Genomic DNA, 18,940 nt, shown 5'->3' with positions numbered 1-18,940 from the left:
TTAATTTACTATACCCCTAAATATAATTACTCTGACATCAACTTAGGTTGTATCTATTGACAAATTGAAGTAAGGCCTATTGATATAATTCTCGAAAAAAACCAAGACGATTGGGGATATTTTTCTTCATCCACTCTTCTATATCAGGAGATAATCGGCCAGGATATTTTATCATAGTAAAGGCAAAAAGTGCTGTTTCAGACATGTCTTCTAGATGTGGAAAACGATGTGCATAATCTGTAATAAAACTACCGTCGGCCGACTGCGCATTCTTCCACGCTAAACTATTTTCATATATATCTTGAATTGAAGTATGCACTGATTCATGAAATACCGTTTCTTCTAGATCATTAGTGCTGATACGAGCATCCATATTCTGCGAATACAGCACCAAAAAGTGCCCTTCAGTTTCGGAAAAAGCAATAGCATCACCCATATGAATCACCACATGATCGAGCATTCCTAGCTGAATAGCGGGGAGTTTACCTAGGCAAGGACACAACTTATCTGCATACGCTTTCGCTGCATTATAACTATTAAATGAACTATGACACCAAATCTCAACGCTTACATTATCTAAAAATTTAGCTTTAAATACATATGTATCGGTATCAAATAAATTATCATTTCTACTATCGGGCATTTCTTTTTCTTCCTGACCGATGAAAACAAGATTTACAAAAACATCTGGATCATCTTATAAGATAAAATCAATATCATTAGACACTACTGAATTTGGAAAAAGCGGAACAACGTTCTTCGTTGAATCTGAAGTATTTTGTAACTTCTGTGTGCAAGAAGAAAAAACAATACTGCAAATACAAAGTATCATTCTCATATTAAAAAATTTACTAATTAAATACATGTAAACTGTTTTTATGACTAAACGACAGTTGCCGTTATTGATATTTCAACAGGAGCATTATATGGTAATGATTCAACGCCAATTGCTACCCGACTTCCAATGCAATTAACGCCCAAATATTTTATCAAAAATTCCGACGCATAATCTGCAAGTTTTGCATGTGCTAAAAACTCTTTTTCTGCATTTAAAAAGACATTTAACTGAAGAATTGTTGATAATCGTTCCCCTTCATGTAAACAAGACTGTGCAGCTGATAGAGCATTAGAAGTTGCAAGCTGTATGGCTTCTTTATGCAGATGTAATGAATCATTCGCCTTAATTTTACCTGAATAAACGAGCTTTCCCGATTCTCGTGGTGTCATGCCAGAAGTATATACCAAATCACGATGCCGAATAGCTGACAAGTATTTTCCTTGTGGGATAATTGGCTGTATTTTCATACTCATAAACGGTACATTTCTGTCATTTTAACAATTCTATTTGCCGCAGAGATAGCTGCCTTAATATCCTGAGAAAAATTGAGTCGGATACTATTTGTACAAGAAGGAGCAAACTCAGTACCTGGTGTCACTATTACATTAGCCTGATAGCGCAATAAACTTACAAAGGTATTTAAGTCAACATTTAGCGGTGGTAATTGTGGAAATAAATAACTTCCACCTTGTGGCGTTGCTACCTGTAGGTTAGCAGCTCCAAAAATACTCAACAAACAGTCTCTTATTACCTGATGCTCAGCAATTCTTTTTTTCAACCAACCAGAAGGTTCATTAAACCATGTATAAAGCGCAGCCTGATTATATCCTGAAGCCCGCAATGAAACGATTGCTTGGAGACGCTCCATCCTATCGATTAGTTTAGATGTACCCAAAGCTACTCCCAATCGAAAACCACTAAGCGATTCTGTTTTAGATGGTCCCATGATTGTAATAAAATTTTCTGGTTTAATATCGCAAGAACAAAAGTGCGTAAATACTTCATCCCTATAAAGCATCCTTGAATATAACTGATCAACAATTACTGTTACTTTATATTTTGCTGCTAATTCAGCAATTTTTGTAATATCATCTGGCGAATAAACGAGACCCGTAGGATTATTAGGTGTTGAAAAAACAAAAACCTTTGTATCATCCATAAATGCTTTTTCAAGCTTGGTCATATCTATTCCATTATCAGATAAAATTCCTTTATATTCTAGAGGAATGGGTATCACTTCTCCTCCAAAAAAAGTAACAAGCTTCCGGTTAGCAAAATAATCAGGTTCAACTACAGCTACTTTAGTACCAACAGTTACAGTTGCTCCTAAAGCCATAAATAATGCCCCTTGTGTTCCAGGAGTTATTATCAATTCCTTATCAGCTTTCACTTTATGCCCTGTAAACAAGCTAAGACGTTCCGCTACTACATCTCGAATATCAGCCAATCCACGATACTCGGTATATGCCTGACTAGCTCCTCTCTCAAAACCGGTATTCCAAGCCATATCAGAACCTGGTGCGGGAGGAAAGGCATCTACATCACCATGCGAAAAATCAACTAAAACACCATTAAGCTTTTCTCCTTGCAGAATTGATTCAATATCATTTGTATTTTTCCGAACTTCCTGACCCGGAGCATTGTCTGCGTCAAGGATCATAAACTTTTCATCAAGCGTCATCTTCTATATATTTATGAAATTACTTCCGTTTATAACGATGTATCTCCTTTACTCGTTTTTGTGCTGAACAAGTATAGTTTTATAGATACATCTTAATTCAAAAGTATATCACATTTAAAAATATATAAAGCTGATTAGTTAGATTATACATATATTTAGCGTTGAAAATATGTTTACAGCACCAAATTAAACGCGAATCAATGGTTGATGATAAAGACGAACAAATATTGAATATTTTAAATAAGAATTCTCGTATGTCATTTGCTGATATAGGAAGGAAAATAAATCTATCACCTTCAGCTATTAGAGAAAGAGTTCAACGCCTAGAGGATACCGGTATCATAAAACAATATAGTCTACAAATTAATTATAGAAAACTAGGTAATGAATTAGAAGCATTTATGCTATTACGCGTGTTTCCAGGTCAATTAAAAAATGTTATTAAAAACATTAAGAATTTTCCCGAAATTAAGGAAGCACACCGCATTACTGGAAGTCAAAACTTACACCTAAAAGTGGTAACTAAAAATCAAATCAGTTTACAAGAATTATTAGACAAGTTAATGATATATGGAGACACCACCTCATTCTTAATCCTATCCGAAATTGAATAAAACTATTTTTTAGGGTTCTTTTCTATATACTCTAGCAATACACCCTTAACTTGTTCAACCGTTCCTTGCTCAATACCGCCATTAGTTGCACCTGTAATCCAATAATACAACATACCTGCATCTGAACAGTCCCACTTTCCTTTTTGGAATTTTACCACATCATCTACTTCTGCCATTTTTCCCATTAACCATACAAACTGAACACGATCGTCAGGGTGATTCATTGCCCAATTCCATTGCGACTTCACAACTTTTAGTTTTATATTTTGGTCGGGTATACGAACTTCTTGTATACCAAAATCCAGAATATCTTGCCATTTGTAAAAGTCCCCTGCATCATCATTAGCTGGGTGATGCGTGATAACCTTTACAAACTGATGTTTTTCTTTTGGTGTTGAACTTAAGGCAAAACCAATAATATCAGGTTCTCCTGCTTCAATAATCCAAAGTGGATCATTTGCCGTAGATGCATTAATGGCCTTACATAAATCCTTAATGGTTCCATCCATATTCCATTTTGCATCCATAAATTTAATATGATCGAAACCTCCCCACCGTCTTGCTGTGCCATCACATACCGTTTGCATCATAGCATGTCTTTCTTTTTCTGCCTCTTCGGAAATACGATGCAACACCAATAAATCGCAACAATGCGAATAATGAACCAATCTATCCTCTAATCCAGCCGCTCTAAGCAAAGCAATTGAAACTGCTGACCCGCCAAAATCATCAGGATCGGGCGAATTACCATCAGCCACTATCGCAACTCTACCTGCTGGCGGGTTAATTTTTTGAGCCGATATGCAAGAAGTGAAAATCAGTATACCTATTAATAAATATCCTATTCTATTCATTCTAATTCTATTTGTAATATTTGTTGTACCTGATTAAAAGTATGTCATTACTCCTGAACAATTGTTTTAACAATAGTACTCGCCTTGTAACCAATTCTATGTGCTTTTACAATCAAAGTATCCCCAACTGAACAGTTAATTGGTTCTTGATAAATACTCCATACTGTAGATGTGTTTACATCTTTACTCATTATTTTATACCCTATAGATGCTCCTTCAGTCGTGCAGGCTATACTGCATTTTCCTCCTGATTGAATAATAACTGGAGCACTTGTTACAGGCTGTTTTTCGCTTCCTTGCCACAATTGCTCAATCAACTTCGCTTCAGGCAAATTAGGTTGATCTCCAATTTCTGTAATCCATCTGTCCATTTCATTACTTAACTCTTTAAGTTTTGATTTGAATGCTGGATTTGAAGCCAAATTTTTTAACTCATGTGGATCTTCCTGACAATCATAAAGCTCCTCTACACTCTTACTTTCTCTAAACCATTGCATTTGAACCTCATCCAATGTTCCTTCGTTACGCATGCGCAAAAGCTCCTGCATAGTAGGAATTTTTTCACGATAAGCTAAAGGTAAATAATATCCTTGTTTTGGTCTATAGTTTCTGATATACTTAAAACGCTGATCTCTAACTGCTCTAATAGCATCAGTTACTTCGTCAAAGCGATCGGCTGCAGCATGAATATATTTTCTTTTGCTATCCGCCTCGTAGTTTCCTAAAAACGCTTGCCCTTGAATATGCTCAGGAGGTTTAATACCTACAAGTGACAATAAGGTTGGTGCAAAATCAACAAAACTCAGTAATTGCTCATCCTTTTTGCCTGCTAGTTGCTTCTTCGGAAATCGGATGATCATTGGAGTATTTAAACCTGAATCATAAATTAATCTCTTCTGACGAGGCAAAGGACCACCATGATCGCCATAAAAGAATATTATTGTATTCTCTAATAAACCATCCTCTTCCAATTGTTTTAAAACAGCCCCAACTTGCTTATCCATTTCGGAGATATTGTTGTACATCTTCCACAAATCTCTACGTACAATATCATTATCCGGCAAGTAAGGAGGAATAGGGAAGTTTATATCTTTACTTATATTTTTATACGTTTCTTGTTCTGTCATTCTCCCTGATTTCCAATGGTAACTGGTATCCCCTGCATGGTAATGTCTGGTCTCTATATGACGGAAACCATAGGGATCAAACAAACCTGATTCATGGGTTTCTGTAAAATTAAAAACAGAAAAAAATGGTTGATCTTTTTCTCTATTGCGCCAATGGCCATACTTACTGCTCTCGTTCCAGGCTGTTACAGGAGCTCTAAACTGATAATCTTCCTTATAATTGTTAGAACAATAATACCCCTGCTTACGCAATAACTCACTCACCATTTTAACTTGAGAAGGAGGCACAGCTTCATATTTCCGCAAACCAGTTTGTGCCGTATTAGAGCCAGTACGCATATGGCTAGAACCTATACTTGAAGGATACATTCCCGTTGCAATAGCAGATCTACTAGGCGCACAAACACCTGATACCGAATATAGGTTAGGATAAATTACTCCTTCCTCTGCTAAGCGACTTAGGTTAGGTGTTTCAATTGTAGAGTCGCCAAAAGCAGGAATGTAAGGCCCCATATCTTCTGTAACCAACCATAATATATTGGGTCTTTCTTGCAGTTCTAGTTCAGCGTAACTATCAGAATCTTTTTCAGTCTGGGTTCCTTGCTGGCAAGCCATTAAAAAAACAAATAATAGACAAGTAATCACTGTTTTTGTTGCTGTATATAACCGAGATTTATTTCTCATTCTTAATTTATTCATTGATAAAGTTATTAACCCGTTAGGCCTTTAATTATTTCTTATATAATAACAAACTTACTAGTTTGGATACTATTATTTTCACTTGTTACAACAATAATATAAATGCCTTTTATCAATTTAGATCCTTTTGATAACTGAACCTTATTGTGATTAGTACTTTGTTGCCATACCAATTTTCCTGTTGAGCTGTATATTGAAATATCTTTTTTTCCTTCTTTGTTGATTTCAATATGAATTATATCGCTACTTGGATTTGGGTATATGTCTACAAATTTGGCATTTGTTCTTCGAGTATCAAATATACCTACGTTCGAATTACTTCCTGAAACTTTAAACTCCTGGATAGAAACCGAACTGCTTTCCTCTCCTGCCTTCATGTTCACTATTATAAAACGAAACTTTCTTGATACAAATTCATCAAACGCAATTATCTTATTAGCTCCTATATGAGTTCCCGTTTTTAAGGTTTCCCAAACTCCATCTTTAAAACCTTCTAATTTCCAATCTCCAATTATATTTACCGGTTCATTAATCGTTAACTCATAGATACCTTCAGCTTTACCCAGGTCAAGAATTAACCATTCATCGGCACCACTATCTTTAGATATCCAACTGGTTTGTGTATTTCTATCATTGGCATTTACAGGTAAAGATGCTGCTTTTGAAGAAGATGCTGACATATATGCTCCATATAACCTAAGTTGTAGTTGTGCATCAAACAAAGATTTGGGGTAGGCTTCAACATCTTTTAACTCGTTTAATCCTTCATTTTTAAAGGTTATATTTTCACCTGGCGATTGAAAACCAACAAATATTGGTTTTGCATACGTGTGTGTTTTTCTGTTTACTGGATCCCAAAAATCAAATTGTTTAGAACTATAATTTGAGGCATGGATAAAATTCCAGAAGGTCATATATGGTCCACTATTAGGGTAAGCACTTTCTGCACCTCCACTATTATAGAAGCTTCCTCCATAAACATTATCCAACAAATTGCTGTAAGGATGATAACCATGACAATCAATAGGTTGATGTTTCTGCATCTCACAGTTCTTAAATACCGTATTTACCGTAGACCAACGCATGCCTGGCCCATGCCCCTGTCCTCCAGCATCTTTAAAACCAACGGGCACAATATCTCTACAATCTTCAAATAAAACGCCATAAGAGTATCTGGCAAAATAGGACGTGTGACCTTGTTTTCCAGAAATTAAGATATTTTTAACCGTGACACCCATACTTTTTTCCACCATTAAACTTTCGTTCCAATCTCTGATCTCACAGTTACGTATCCATCCATTTTTTACATTTTCAAAAGCCAAAGCCCTGTAGGCATAGTCCACAAAATCACTACCATGATGGGTATATATTTCGCTACTGTTTTTCCATCCACTGGTAAATAGTATATCTTCCACGCCTACCTCTTCAATGGTATAATACTCCCTCAGCTCAGCTCCAGATATTTCTGCTGTTATATTATACTGAACGGGATTCTTAAAAGTAACATTATTGCCTTCAATAGAAGTTATTATATGTTTCTCTAATGTTCGAACACCTCTGTTACCAGTATTCCAAACAGGGTTATAACTTAGGCCGGGCATATTGGCTTCCAAATTTTCTACACCCTGATGCCACAACTCCACTGTTTGACCTATACTTAAAGCACTAGCACTTTGTACCTCAATAGTAAAATCGCCTCTATTTATTCGCTTACTAATAGAGGTAATTAAATCGTCGCTTGCTGCATTATCAGCTTTAAAATGGAAACGCCATGGGAAGTCTCCGTATTGGTCTGCATAAATCTCAGTTCCTCCAGCTCCTGCCCCAGCACCTTTAAGTACAATATTACTTTTATTTATTACAATTGGTTTGCTGGCATTAGCTGCATCGGCTACCAAATATTTACCTGCAGGAAAATAAACTACAGCTGGTTGTCCACTACTACTTGCCGCTGCGATAGCTGCTCGTATACCGTCATCATCATAGTTAGCATCATTGGGTGTAGCGCCATAATTGGTAACATCAAACTTTGTCCATGCTGAAACATCTGGTATTTCCTTTTCCGAGAAACGATACCCTGAATAAGAATAGTCGCTCAAAGTGGCCTCTCCTAATTTATTACTCTCTTTCTTCTCTGCAAATTGAACCCACGATGGTGCTTCTGTTTGAGCTTGCAACACTAGCATATTTGGCAGTAGAAATATCAAAAGAACCTTGTAATTACTCACTAACAGCAATAGTATAACTCGCAAAGCTCTAAAAGTTTTAATCATATTTGTTGTAGTCTTCTTCAAATAAATAAAATACTCCATATTATTTCTTCTTTGCCATCACAAAATACATCCTACAATCTTCAGGAGCATCTCCATCGCAATTACCTGCCATTACAATACTTTCTCCAGCTTTGGCTTCTTTTTTAAATAAGGACATCGTAACCTTACCTAGGTTTACATCATCACCAGTATCCTCAAAGCTCTCACGTAAGAATTCAGGTCGCGCTACTCTATCATCGTGCCCTACATAAACTATCATATCTGCACCAGCAATAAACTGTAATTGATCTCTTGCCCAATAATTGTTATCAGAATTTGGAATACGAACATACTCCGAACCATTTAAGTACTTTGGAATAACCGTATAGTTGTATGGTAAATCGGTATATGCTTTTTTACCCCAAAAAACATTGGTTCGTAATTTGGCAGGGGCATCTCCCGTGTAGCTAAACTTTTTAAACAATTCGCTTTTGTTACTGACACCAGGAACATAAGGAGGAATATCTGGGGTATGCACAGGTAAAGGCTCTGCGTTGCTAGCTACAACTGAGTATACTTGGGGCATCTCTGTTGTTAAACCATTCACCATATTTACTTCTTCTGATTCTAGTTCTATAATTGCAGATTCAATTCCTTTTCGTTTAGCAGAAACAATTACCTTACCAGGTTTTAGGCCTGATCGTATCGCTACCCTATTGATACCACATTCCGTATCCACAAATTTATTATTGATACTATGTTCTTTACCACTATTATACCCACCGCGCCATATAGCAGGACCTTTAATCTCAAAATCAATACGCCCTTTATCCAACGGACAACGATTCCCTTCTTTATCCACCACCTCTACATCTATTAAAGCCACATCAGAACCATCAGCCAACCATCCTCTTGGGCCAACAATAGGAGTTAGTTTTATTGCTACAGGCTCACCTATGGTATGTTTACTTTGAGTAGCTCTTATTTCATTATTAATGATTGCTTCCGCTTTTACCTCACCAGATTCCCATTCTACTCCTGTAAACTCAAATACATAACCATTGTCTGGAATCGTATCAATACCAATTAACACATTATTTACATACAGTTTTACTCCATCACAATTTGAGATAACATACATTGGCTTTTTTGTATCCTTCGCATAATTCCAATGGCCAACGATGTGAACTTGAGGTTCTGGTCGCCACATGGCTTTTAAAGCGTAAAAAGCTTCTTTTGGTAAACGTACAGCATCTACTTCGCCACTTGCACGAGTAACCTCTGTAGGACAACGCCCTCCATGCGGACCATCTGAGAACACCCAGTTGGCTCCTCCGCAATGGTAAGGTTTCTTACCTATTTTATTCCACCAATGATATGCTTGTTTTATAGCAAACTCCTCAGAAGATAACTTATAAGTATTTCTTTTAATATTAGGATGACTATAAAAATTATCATCTGGAGAATATTTATCCCAAGCCCGTCGTGGTGCTTCATCTCTGCAATACTCGCTTTCTATTATGGGTAAATTAGTATATTCACCTTCCCATCCCTCGGTTCCTATTTCAATACTCACATACTTTTCTGAGCAATCTTTTACATCTGCTCTTCTGTTACCCATAAGGCGATAACCATTAGGATCATAATCGTATATTATATCTAATATTTGTTCATAATGTTCTGCCGACTCTGCCCAGTTTCCGCCTTCCCAAATAAAAATAGAAGGATGGTTTCTATAATACACAATCATATCCCGAAAAGCAGCAATTCTTATATCCCAAGTTTTCCCATGATCCTCTGATTCCCCGCTAACTCCTGGCATTAAAGTAACAAAACCGTATTTATCACCCATGGCCACCTCAGCAGGAGAAGCAGCACAATGTCCCCAACGGATAAAATTACCCCCTGCCTCGTCCATTAATCTAAAAGTATAATCTTTTAACCAATCGGGTAATGCAGCACCCAACCCAGCCCAAGAATTTGTTGGTTTCTGACCCCATCCATGCAACTTCACGTATTCGCCATTATTGTAAAAGCCAGAATCCTTATTAAACTCAAAAGTACGTATACCCAAAGGTGATTTAGCTACATCAATTATGCCCTTACCATTTTTAATGATTGTGTGTACCGTATACAAATAAGGTTTTCGCGTGGACCATAAATTTGGATTTTGAATTAAAACTTGATTATTGCAGATTACTTTTTCTCCTGCCCCAACAGTTTGGTTCTCTTTATTCTTACACACTAACAAACCTTTGTTATCATATATTGCAATTTCTATATTAAATGTTTTAGAAACTTGGTATTCATTGCTTACCTGAGTTTCCACATAAACTTCTGCACTTTCTTCACTAACATTGTTGGTATATACATAGCTTCCAACCGTTTTTAGGTTATCATAGATGGGCAAAGTTATATGCAAGGGATCCATGGTATACAAAAACACATTTCGATATATTCCTCCATGCGTTGGATGCCAGTGCTCATGGTTCCAAACTAAAGGAGCATTTTTTCTAAAATGATCTCCCCTATCATTATTAACCTTTACCGCGATTACATTATCCTCTCCAAACTTTATATATGGCGTTAAATCATAGCCAAAAGGAATAAAGCCTGTTTGATTTTTCCCTAAATAAACACCATTAATAAATACTTCTGCAATCTGACGCACCGACTCAAATTCGATAAATACCTTTTTTTGCTCATCCTCTTTTTCGATCTTAAAATGTTTACGATACCATACAGTACCTCGCCATTGGTTAGACTCCCCATCATGATGCCCAGGACTATAATCATCAAAAGTATCTATGTCATTAAAAGTATGAGGGCAGCTAACTACATCCCAACTACTATCATCATAATCAAACACCTGTGCTTGTTGCGGATTGTCTTTTATAAACTTCCAATTTAAATTAAAGTTATACTTAGTCCTGTTACCTCGCGGTGCATCATCAATATGATTAGTCTTTTCCCCACAAGACATAAAAACCAACACTAAAAATAAGGAAAACCCTATAAATAACTTTGTATGAAAAAAATGAGACATATTCATGTAACTTATTTCTTGAGATTATTATGCTTTTTGCTTAATTACTTTACAAAAGTAAGGAAAGCAACTAGGGGCTTATTACACTCAAAAACCAAAAAATAGAATTTCAGTGCAGATATTGAAACCATAACTCTAATTGGTGTCTATTTTCAATTGTAGTCCAAAAATATTTTTAATCTTTACCCGAAGATTAAAAGAGGCTTCACCTCCCATGCCTTACACTCCTTAATTAAATGAGCTTATACAATTTTAATTAGTAACTTTTGTTAATTGAAATTAAAGATCATATATTAACAAGACCTTAATGAGCTGATGCTATTAATGATTATATGCATAGATTACAGCATTATTATAAATTGACATCTACTCATCTTTTGTATTTGAAATATAAATTATAATGAGATATAAATTATTCCTGTTATTATTCATTGTTTGTTCATCTATATACGCAAACAGTAATTATTACTTCTTTCAAAAAATAACACCTGATTCAGATTTTGCATTTGGTCCGGTTAATACAGTTTGTGAAGATAAAAATGGATTTATATGGTTTGGCTGTAATAATGGTTTGTATTATCATAATACCATTGAAATAAAAAAAGCAAAGCTATTTCCTGAACAAGAAAATTTATCTCAATCTATCTTAATCAATAAAGTGTTTAAGGATTTCAATGATGATATTTGGGTGTGCTCAGAGAAAGGCTTATTCAAACATATAAGAAGCAATAATAAGTTTGAATATAAACCCCTTTATCCCTATAAATCAGAAAACTTAAAATCTCAGGTTATTAAAAATATAATTGATATAAAACCTGGTAAGTACCTACTTCATATTAATACTGGTCTTTATACCTATAGTGAGTCAGATAGTACTATTTCACCCCTTAAAAATGAGATTTCTAACTACAGAATAACATATATTAATAAAGATGAAAATGATATTATTTACATAGGAACGAATGGAGGTAACGTATATATATCAAAGAACCAGTTAAAAGATTACAAGCTACTATATAACAGTGAAAAATTTCATATAACCTCGGTATGTAAAGATGGGAGTAAGTATTATATTGGTTTTATAAATGAAGGCATTGATATTATTAACTTAAAAGGCACTAAAATTGGTGAATTAAATTCCAATTTGCATGATGAAAGTTATATAAATAGTAATAGGACTCGTCAAATACTTAAACGTAAGCAGGGTGAAATATGGATAGCTACAAACCAAGGCATAACCATTCTTCATCAAGGTAAACAAACAATTTTAGATTATAACAATAAAGTTGGTTTAACACAACGTACAGTATTCTCTATGTATGAAGGATCTAATGAAGATATCATAATTGGAACATTTGGAGGTGGAGTAGCCTATTATTCTGATTACAACTATGCATTTAAATATATACCTATAGAATACGACAAGAAACTGGCTATCAGAAGTGCTGCATCGTCATTTTGCGAGGATAATAAGGGTTATATATGGGTAGGTAATGAAGATGATGGTGGATTGAAAGTTTTTGATCCAAAAATCAATGATTTCTTACCAAATTTTGCCAAAGCATTAAAAGGTAAACTTGAAGGAATTAAAACAATAACCCAAGTTAGTAATGATCATATAGCCATAGGAAGAATTTTTAGTAAACAGCTAATTCTTTATAATACTACTAGAGATAAAATAGAGGAGTATATAAATATACCTGTTAAAGAAACCACAGGTATTATGTGTTCAAAATATCATAATAACACATTATACCTAGCAGGAAGAAGAAAACTAATTAGCTACGACCTAAATACGAAAGAAACAAAAGAACTATTCAATCTTGATTCAGAGGGTCCTGGCCGTATTTGGCAACTTTACCTTGATTCGTCACACAACTTATGGATTAGTTCTGATGTAGGTTTATTTGTAAAAAACACAGGTTCCGAAGAGATACACAAATGCTTTACAGGTAAGTCTAAATTCACCCTAAATAAAGCAACAATTTATTCTGTTTGTGAAGATAATAATGGACTTATTTGGGTAGGAACCAAAGGAAAAGGAATGTATATATATACACCTGAAAACGAATCCGTTCGACTTGCCCCACATCACCAAAGAACAAAAGCTGCAGATATATTAACTATTATTAAAGATAAAAAAGGTGATATATGGTATAATACAAATGAGGGTCTGTATTATTACGATGTCACTAAAGATAATACTAGTCATTATAGTAGTGTAGACGGAATATCTGGTTCCCACATAAGGCCTAACTCAGCTTATTGTGATAAAGAAGGAAGTATCTATTTGGGAGCTATTAATGGATTCAATATTATTTCACCGGATATAGTTAAGCAAAACCCACATCCTCCTTCTGTATACATTTCCGAAATTTCAATTAATAATAAACCCTTATCCGCAAATAATATCGTTTCAATAAACTCTTTGAATCTAACGGAAGTGAATACGATTAGGCTTAATGCCCACCAAAACACATTGAGTTTTAAAGTGGTAAGTAACAATTTTATTAAACCAGATAAAAATAAATTTAAATACCGTTTATTAAATTATGAAGACAATTGGGTAGAATTTAGCCATAATCAACCTATAACATTTACACAAGTACCAGCTGGCAAATATATATTTGAAGTATTTGGTTCTAATAATGACAATATTTGGAGTGACAAACCTTATCAATTACATATTCAAATTTTACCTGTAATTTACAAAAGATGGTACGCTATACTTATATATATCATAGTATTAGCGATTGCTATTTTTATAATACATAAGGAGCTTGATACTAAACTTAAATTAAGAAAAGAAATTAATGAAGAGCGCCTGCATTCTAAAACCAATGATTTACTGTACTCAGAACGTCTCAAATTCTTCACAAATATATCTCACGAATTAAGAACGCCATTATCTTTAATTATATCACCTGTTAGATCTTTATTGGATAAAACGTATCCAGATGACAATACTAAAAACCTTTTAAAGGTAGTAGATAGAAATGCCAAGCGCTTGTTAAAAATTACCGATCAAACATTAGATTTAAGAATGCTTGAAGTTGGAAAACTAGAACCTAATTTTCAGAAGCATGAAATAATTCAACTGACTAAAGATGTATACCTTTGCTTTGAACAGCAAATTATAGATCATCAAATCAACTTTTCTTTCACCTCTGAATTTCAAATGTTAGAAACATTTATTGATGGTGATATGATTGAAAAGGTGATTTACAACCTATTCTCAAATGCATTAAAATATACTCCTGAAAAGGGGCATGTATTTGTATCTATCAATAAAAAAACTTTATCTGAAGATGACTATGAAAACTTTATCTGCTCAGGCAAAAAGTTTACAGGAAAAGCCATTGAAATAACCATACGAGATACAGGTAAAGGTATTAAACCTGAACTACTTTCGCATATATTTGAACGATTTGCAAAAGGTAATGAATCGCATGAAGTAAGTAGTGGCATTGGGTTACACTTATGTAAAGAATACTCAGAGATGAATGACGGCAATATCCTTCTTACTTCGAATGAAGGTATTGGTTCTTCTTTTACTCTTAACCTACCCCTTAAAGAGGATGCTAAATTTGAAAACAATAAGTTAAATCAGATTATTAAACACGAGGTTAATGAGAACGAGCAAGTAGATATACCAGCTTTAGAAACTACAGAGCAATTATTAAAACATTCCGTGCTTATTACTGAAGATAATGACGAGCTTAGAAACTATCTTAAAAAATTCCTTGGCAAACATTTTAAGGTTATAACAGCAAAGAGTGGAGAGCAAGCTTTAAATATTTTAGAAGATCTTATTCCTGATATCATGATTACAGATGTATCTATGTCTGGTATTAGCGGTATTGAACTCACTAAACAACTTAAGGAAGATAGTAGCAAACAACATATGCCCATTGTAGTTATGACTGCCTACACTGAGCGCAAATACCAAATGGAAAGCATTCTATCAGGTGCAGATGCTTTCCTATCAAAACCGATAGAAGAGTCTCTTTTATTAGCGCAGATAAATAATATATTAGGTAAGAAAAGTCAAAAAGAAAATTCTAAAGACAAAAGTGAATCCGTTGTAGAAGAACATAATTTCATCACAAAAGTGGAAAAGATTATTGAGCGTAACTTTCATAACACTCAATTTGGAATTCCAGATTTATTAAAAATATTAGGAATCAGTAAGAGCACACTAGACCGTAAGATTAAAGCAGAAACGCAACAAAACCCTTCTGCTTTTATTAGAGACGTTCGTTTAAAGAATGCTATTAAACTAATGAGTGCTAATAAATTTAACATTGATGAAATTGCTACATATGTAGGTTTTAACTCTACCTCGTATTTTATTAGAACATTTAAAATTAAATATGGGGTTACTCCTAAAGAATATAGAAAAGAACAAGATAAGACCTAAGGAAGATTGTTTCAAATAGTACGTTCATTCTTATTGAAAAGGTTCATTCTAAGTCGCCAGACCATAAGGCTATCTCGAATCAGAGGTGGCCTTATATATTAAAATAAACCACGTAATATTAACATCCCCAACATTCTTTATTACGGCTTTAAAACAGCTATTTAATGCTGTTTTGACCTAGTTCTAACTACATTGAAATGAACCTTAACCATTCATATTTTTTTTACTTATACATCGTTAAAAAATATCGCCGTAGCTGTTAACGATGGCGATATCTATTTTTACAATTATATCTAGCAAGCTTCATGCTATTCGCTCATTGCTAAAATTCAATGATATTAATAATTTATACTTAAATTATTAAGGTAGCTATTCACCTATGGCATCGGGTATTTTGCTTTTAAAACAATAACCTCCTCCCCACTCATTCTTAAAAATGAGGAATAACGCAGAGCACTTTTTCCTCCATAATTTTAGTAGTGCTGCCTAGGACGACGTGGTATATTGGGCAATATTATAAAAGCAAGATTCCTATCTATAACTTAAAAGTAAACCCAGTCCAAACCTATTGATAATAAAAAGCCCCTCTGATTATCAAATCAGAAGGGCTCCTTTTACACTACTTTAAAGTATTACCTTATTACTACTCCGATAATACTATATCAAACTCCTCGAATACTACATCTCTATTACGTATAACTAAAGTATCTTTTACTGCATGAGTTTCATTATTTACCGCATCAGTATAAGTATAATCAAGGTAAATCACATCTCGTTTTTCTCCACCCCATTCGTCTCCATCTTCAACATATTTACCTGAACCTGAAACATTATACGCATCTTCATCGAAGCTTGTAATAATACAATTACCTTCTGCATTAAATGATAATTCCATATTAACGTTACCAGGACTACCACCATCACGCCTAACAATATTCGACAGTTCAACCTTGTCGTTTCCTGTTGTGGTCAACTTTACAATCTCATCTCTTTCAACATATTCTGCGTGATATACTGTTGTTACTTTTTCTCCAGTCGCATCTGTTGCTTCATCAGCACCTCTACGAAGATATTTACCATGAAATTTATTGATAAATTTAATTCCATATAGTGTATAATCTTTAGGTTCTATTTCCCAATCGTCAGCTTTTACTCTTAAAGGATTCTCAACTAATGGAAGTCCTTGTAAAAGCGTATCTAAATTCTCTATTTCAGTAATTAGCAATGGAACTACATAATTCACAGAATCTTTAGTGCCATGAAACGCTAAAGGATCATTGAAAAAATCCTCTGTCAATTGTACTGGAATCCTACCTTTTATTGAGCCAGCAGGAATAGTTACAGGACTCTCAATTTCAATTGTATAATAACTAGATGGCAATGCTTGTACATTTGCTACTCCATTTAATAGTTCTGGAGCAACAGCAAAATGTACTTTTCTTGCCGCTTTGTTAGCATACACACCCGTCATAGTAACACCAATTTCAAAACGGTGATTATTGTCGTTATCATTAAAACCTAAGTCATACTTACCTAGAATCAATGATCTAGCTGGACGTTGAAATGGAAAATATACAGCCGTACTACCAAAATCGTCGTATTCCTTATCTTGGTTCTCGCAAGCAATAAAACCTAAAGCAACCGCGAATAGTATTAATAATTTTGTTTTCATATCTAATGATTTTTCTTATTCATATAAATAACTCAATGGCTTTTACCAGCCATTGTTTTGCTCCAGCGCTGAGAACTTTAAAACCTCTTTATAAGGAATTGGCATATAAGTAGCGTGATCTGGATAATCTCTGTTTTCTACCGTAGGCAACTCTTCATATTGGGTACCGTCATTATAGTAACCAGTGGCTGTTTCATTTAGATCCATATCCCATCTTCTAAGATCCCAAAACCTATGTCCTTCAAAAGAAAGTTCTAAACGACGCTCGTTACGTATCAATTCTCTCATAGCTTCTTTAGTTGTTGTGCTAGTCAAGTAACCGTCTGGTTGAGTAATCCCTGCTCTTTCTCTAATAGCTGCAATAACATCACGAGCACTTATTCCTTCCACAGCATAATCAGGGCCTCCAATTTCATTGGCCGCTTCTGCTAGTATAAGAAATAGTTCGGTATACCTAAAATAAACATTATAATGCTTTTTCTTTGTTGAACCGATATTAGAGATCGTTACATCCGGACGAAGTAATTTTCTTAGGTAATAACCAGTAGTTGTAGACTGCTCTGGAATAGAATCTACACGGTCGGCACCACCTCCGTAACCAGAGTTAATGGTAGAACCTCCGATAGATGATCCATTTGTTACAATATATTTTTGTAAACGTGGATCTCTGTTCGTATATGGAGCTTGTGGATCAAAGCCATTTGCTTCGGTTGCAGGATATCCATTTGCCATTGGGAAAGCCATAACCAAGTTATGGGTTGGATTAACCTCACCAGAACCAAATGCAGATGGAGGATACATTCTTCTCTCATAGGTATCGTTATCGCCACCTAATTGCGAACGCCATAACATTTCACCCGTATTGATAGAGTTATCTGATGTATAATACTCAATACCATCAGGGTCTAAACCAGCTATTCCACCATTTTTATTTAATACTTTTGCTGCAGTTTCAGCTGCAGTTTCGTAGTATCCTTGTCCATTTAAATAAGCAGGACTTGCTGCAAATAAAGCTAATCGAGCTTTCAGCCCTTGTACTATATTACTAGTTAACCTTAACTTATATTGAGGACCATTTACTACTGAAAAGGTGTCAATTGGTACATCAGCGTATTTGTCATCTTTTTCCGACTCAATTGCTGTATAAACTGAAGGTAATAATTCTATAGCTTGGTCAAAGTCCGCCATAATATTCTCCACAGTGGCTTCAAATGACAAACGTGGAACATTAAAATTACCATCTGCTTTTGTAAATTCAGTAAAATACGGAACTCCCGTTAAATTACCTGATGTTCCCACTCCAGCATGTGCTTGCAACACATAAAAATGATACAAACCTCTAAGACCTAATGCTTCACCTTTCAAACGGTCTTCAAATAACTGATTCATTCTTGAATCAAGATGCCATCTTACCTTACCTGCTTCAGCAATTTCTAAAAAATGGTTTAAATAAAATACCGTTTCAAACTTATTCCAACGCGAAACTCCTGGCATATACTGAGCAGATAACTCTCCTGTTGCAATACGTTTATATCCGTTATCTAACTGATTATTTACAGCATCATCTGTAGCTGCTTCAGAAAAAGCATATTGGTTAATTAAACCCTTATATCCTTTTAACAATACACCTTCTGCCGATCCGGGATCACTACCTATATAATCGATAGTCAATCGATTTTCATCAATTGGCTCTAGGTTTTCACAAGCAATCATGCTTGCAAAAACTAGTGCCATAGT

Annotated in this window: 11 protein-coding genes; 2 read left to right on the top strand and 9 right to left on the bottom strand. The window is 34.8% G+C overall.

Annotation, left to right across the window (positions count from 1 at the left end; genetic code table 11):
- Positions 1-76: 76 nt before the first annotated feature.
- From A8L32_RS11470 to A8L32_RS11460, 3 genes are all read right to left on the bottom strand, one after another.
- On the bottom strand, positions 77-643 hold the full coding sequence (locus tag A8L32_RS11470) for a hypothetical protein (protein WP_066630728.1): 567 nt from the start codon (positions 641-643) through the stop codon (positions 77-79).
- A gap of 239 nt (positions 644-882) precedes the next feature.
- The gene (locus tag A8L32_RS11465) at positions 883-1,311 is read right to left on the bottom strand and encodes a RidA family protein (protein ID WP_066630726.1); all 429 of its coding nucleotides are present in this window, start codon (positions 1,309-1,311) and stop codon (positions 883-885) included.
- Positions 1,308-2,519: a pyridoxal phosphate-dependent aminotransferase gene (locus A8L32_RS11460; protein ID WP_066630724.1), complete on the bottom strand. Its 1,212-nt coding sequence runs from the start codon at positions 2,517-2,519 to the stop codon at positions 1,308-1,310. Before A8L32_RS11460 ends, A8L32_RS11465 begins: the two co-directional genes overlap by 4 nt.
- Positions 2,520-2,719: 200 nt before the next feature.
- Between A8L32_RS11460 and A8L32_RS11455 the strand changes: the two genes are divergently transcribed.
- Positions 2,720-3,133: an Lrp/AsnC family transcriptional regulator gene (locus A8L32_RS11455; RefSeq protein ID WP_066630719.1), complete on the top strand. Its 414-nt coding sequence runs from the start codon at positions 2,720-2,722 to the stop codon at positions 3,131-3,133.
- A gap of 2 nt (positions 3,134-3,135) precedes the next feature.
- Here the strand turns inward: A8L32_RS11455 and A8L32_RS11450 are convergent, their stop codons facing one another.
- The 4 genes from A8L32_RS11450 to A8L32_RS11435 are packed head-to-tail and all read right to left on the bottom strand — an operon-like array spanning position 3,136 to position 11,117.
- Positions 3,136-3,987, bottom strand: a complete 852-nt coding sequence (locus A8L32_RS11450; protein ID WP_066630714.1) for a hypothetical protein — start codon at positions 3,985-3,987, stop codon at positions 3,136-3,138.
- A 47-nt stretch (positions 3,988-4,034) separates the two neighbouring features.
- A complete protein-coding gene (locus A8L32_RS11445) occupies positions 4,035-5,813 on the bottom strand; it encodes a sulfatase family protein (protein WP_083631286.1) in 1,779 nt (592 codons plus the stop codon).
- Positions 5,814-5,851: 38 nt separating this feature from the next.
- The gene (locus tag A8L32_RS11440) at positions 5,852-8,125 is read right to left on the bottom strand and encodes a DUF4955 domain-containing protein (RefSeq protein ID WP_066630713.1); all 2,274 of its coding nucleotides are present in this window, start codon (positions 8,123-8,125) and stop codon (positions 5,852-5,854) included.
- Position 8,126: 1 nt separating this feature from the next.
- Positions 8,127-11,117 carry a glycoside hydrolase family 2 protein gene (locus A8L32_RS11435; protein WP_075590582.1) on the bottom strand — a complete coding sequence of 997 codons (2,991 nt, stop codon included), beginning with the start codon at positions 11,115-11,117 and terminating at the stop codon, positions 8,127-8,129.
- Positions 11,118-11,511: 394 nt separating this feature from the next.
- On the opposite strand from A8L32_RS11435, the gene A8L32_RS11430 reads away from it, so the two are divergent.
- Positions 11,512-15,531, top strand: a complete 4,020-nt coding sequence (locus tag A8L32_RS11430; protein ID WP_066630711.1) for a hybrid sensor histidine kinase/response regulator transcription factor — start codon at positions 11,512-11,514, stop codon at positions 15,529-15,531.
- 643 nt (positions 15,532-16,174) lie between these two features.
- On the opposite strand, the gene A8L32_RS11425 is transcribed toward A8L32_RS11430, so the two are convergent.
- Positions 16,175-17,203, bottom strand: a complete 1,029-nt coding sequence (locus A8L32_RS11425; protein WP_066630710.1) for a DUF5627 domain-containing protein — start codon at positions 17,201-17,203, stop codon at positions 16,175-16,177.
- Between the two features lie 42 nt (positions 17,204-17,245).
- Positions 17,246-18,937, bottom strand: a complete 1,692-nt coding sequence (locus A8L32_RS11420; RefSeq protein ID WP_158027231.1) for a RagB/SusD family nutrient uptake outer membrane protein — start codon at positions 18,935-18,937, stop codon at positions 17,246-17,248.
- Positions 18,938-18,940: the final 3 nt, after the last annotated feature.

This window comes from Labilibacter marinus (genome assembly GCF_001659685.2).
Classification (GTDB): domain Bacteria; phylum Bacteroidota; class Bacteroidia; order Bacteroidales; family Marinilabiliaceae; genus Saccharicrinis; species Saccharicrinis marinus.
The sequence above is the reverse complement of the archived record's forward strand: the minus strand, read 5'-3'. Positions and strand labels throughout refer to the sequence as shown.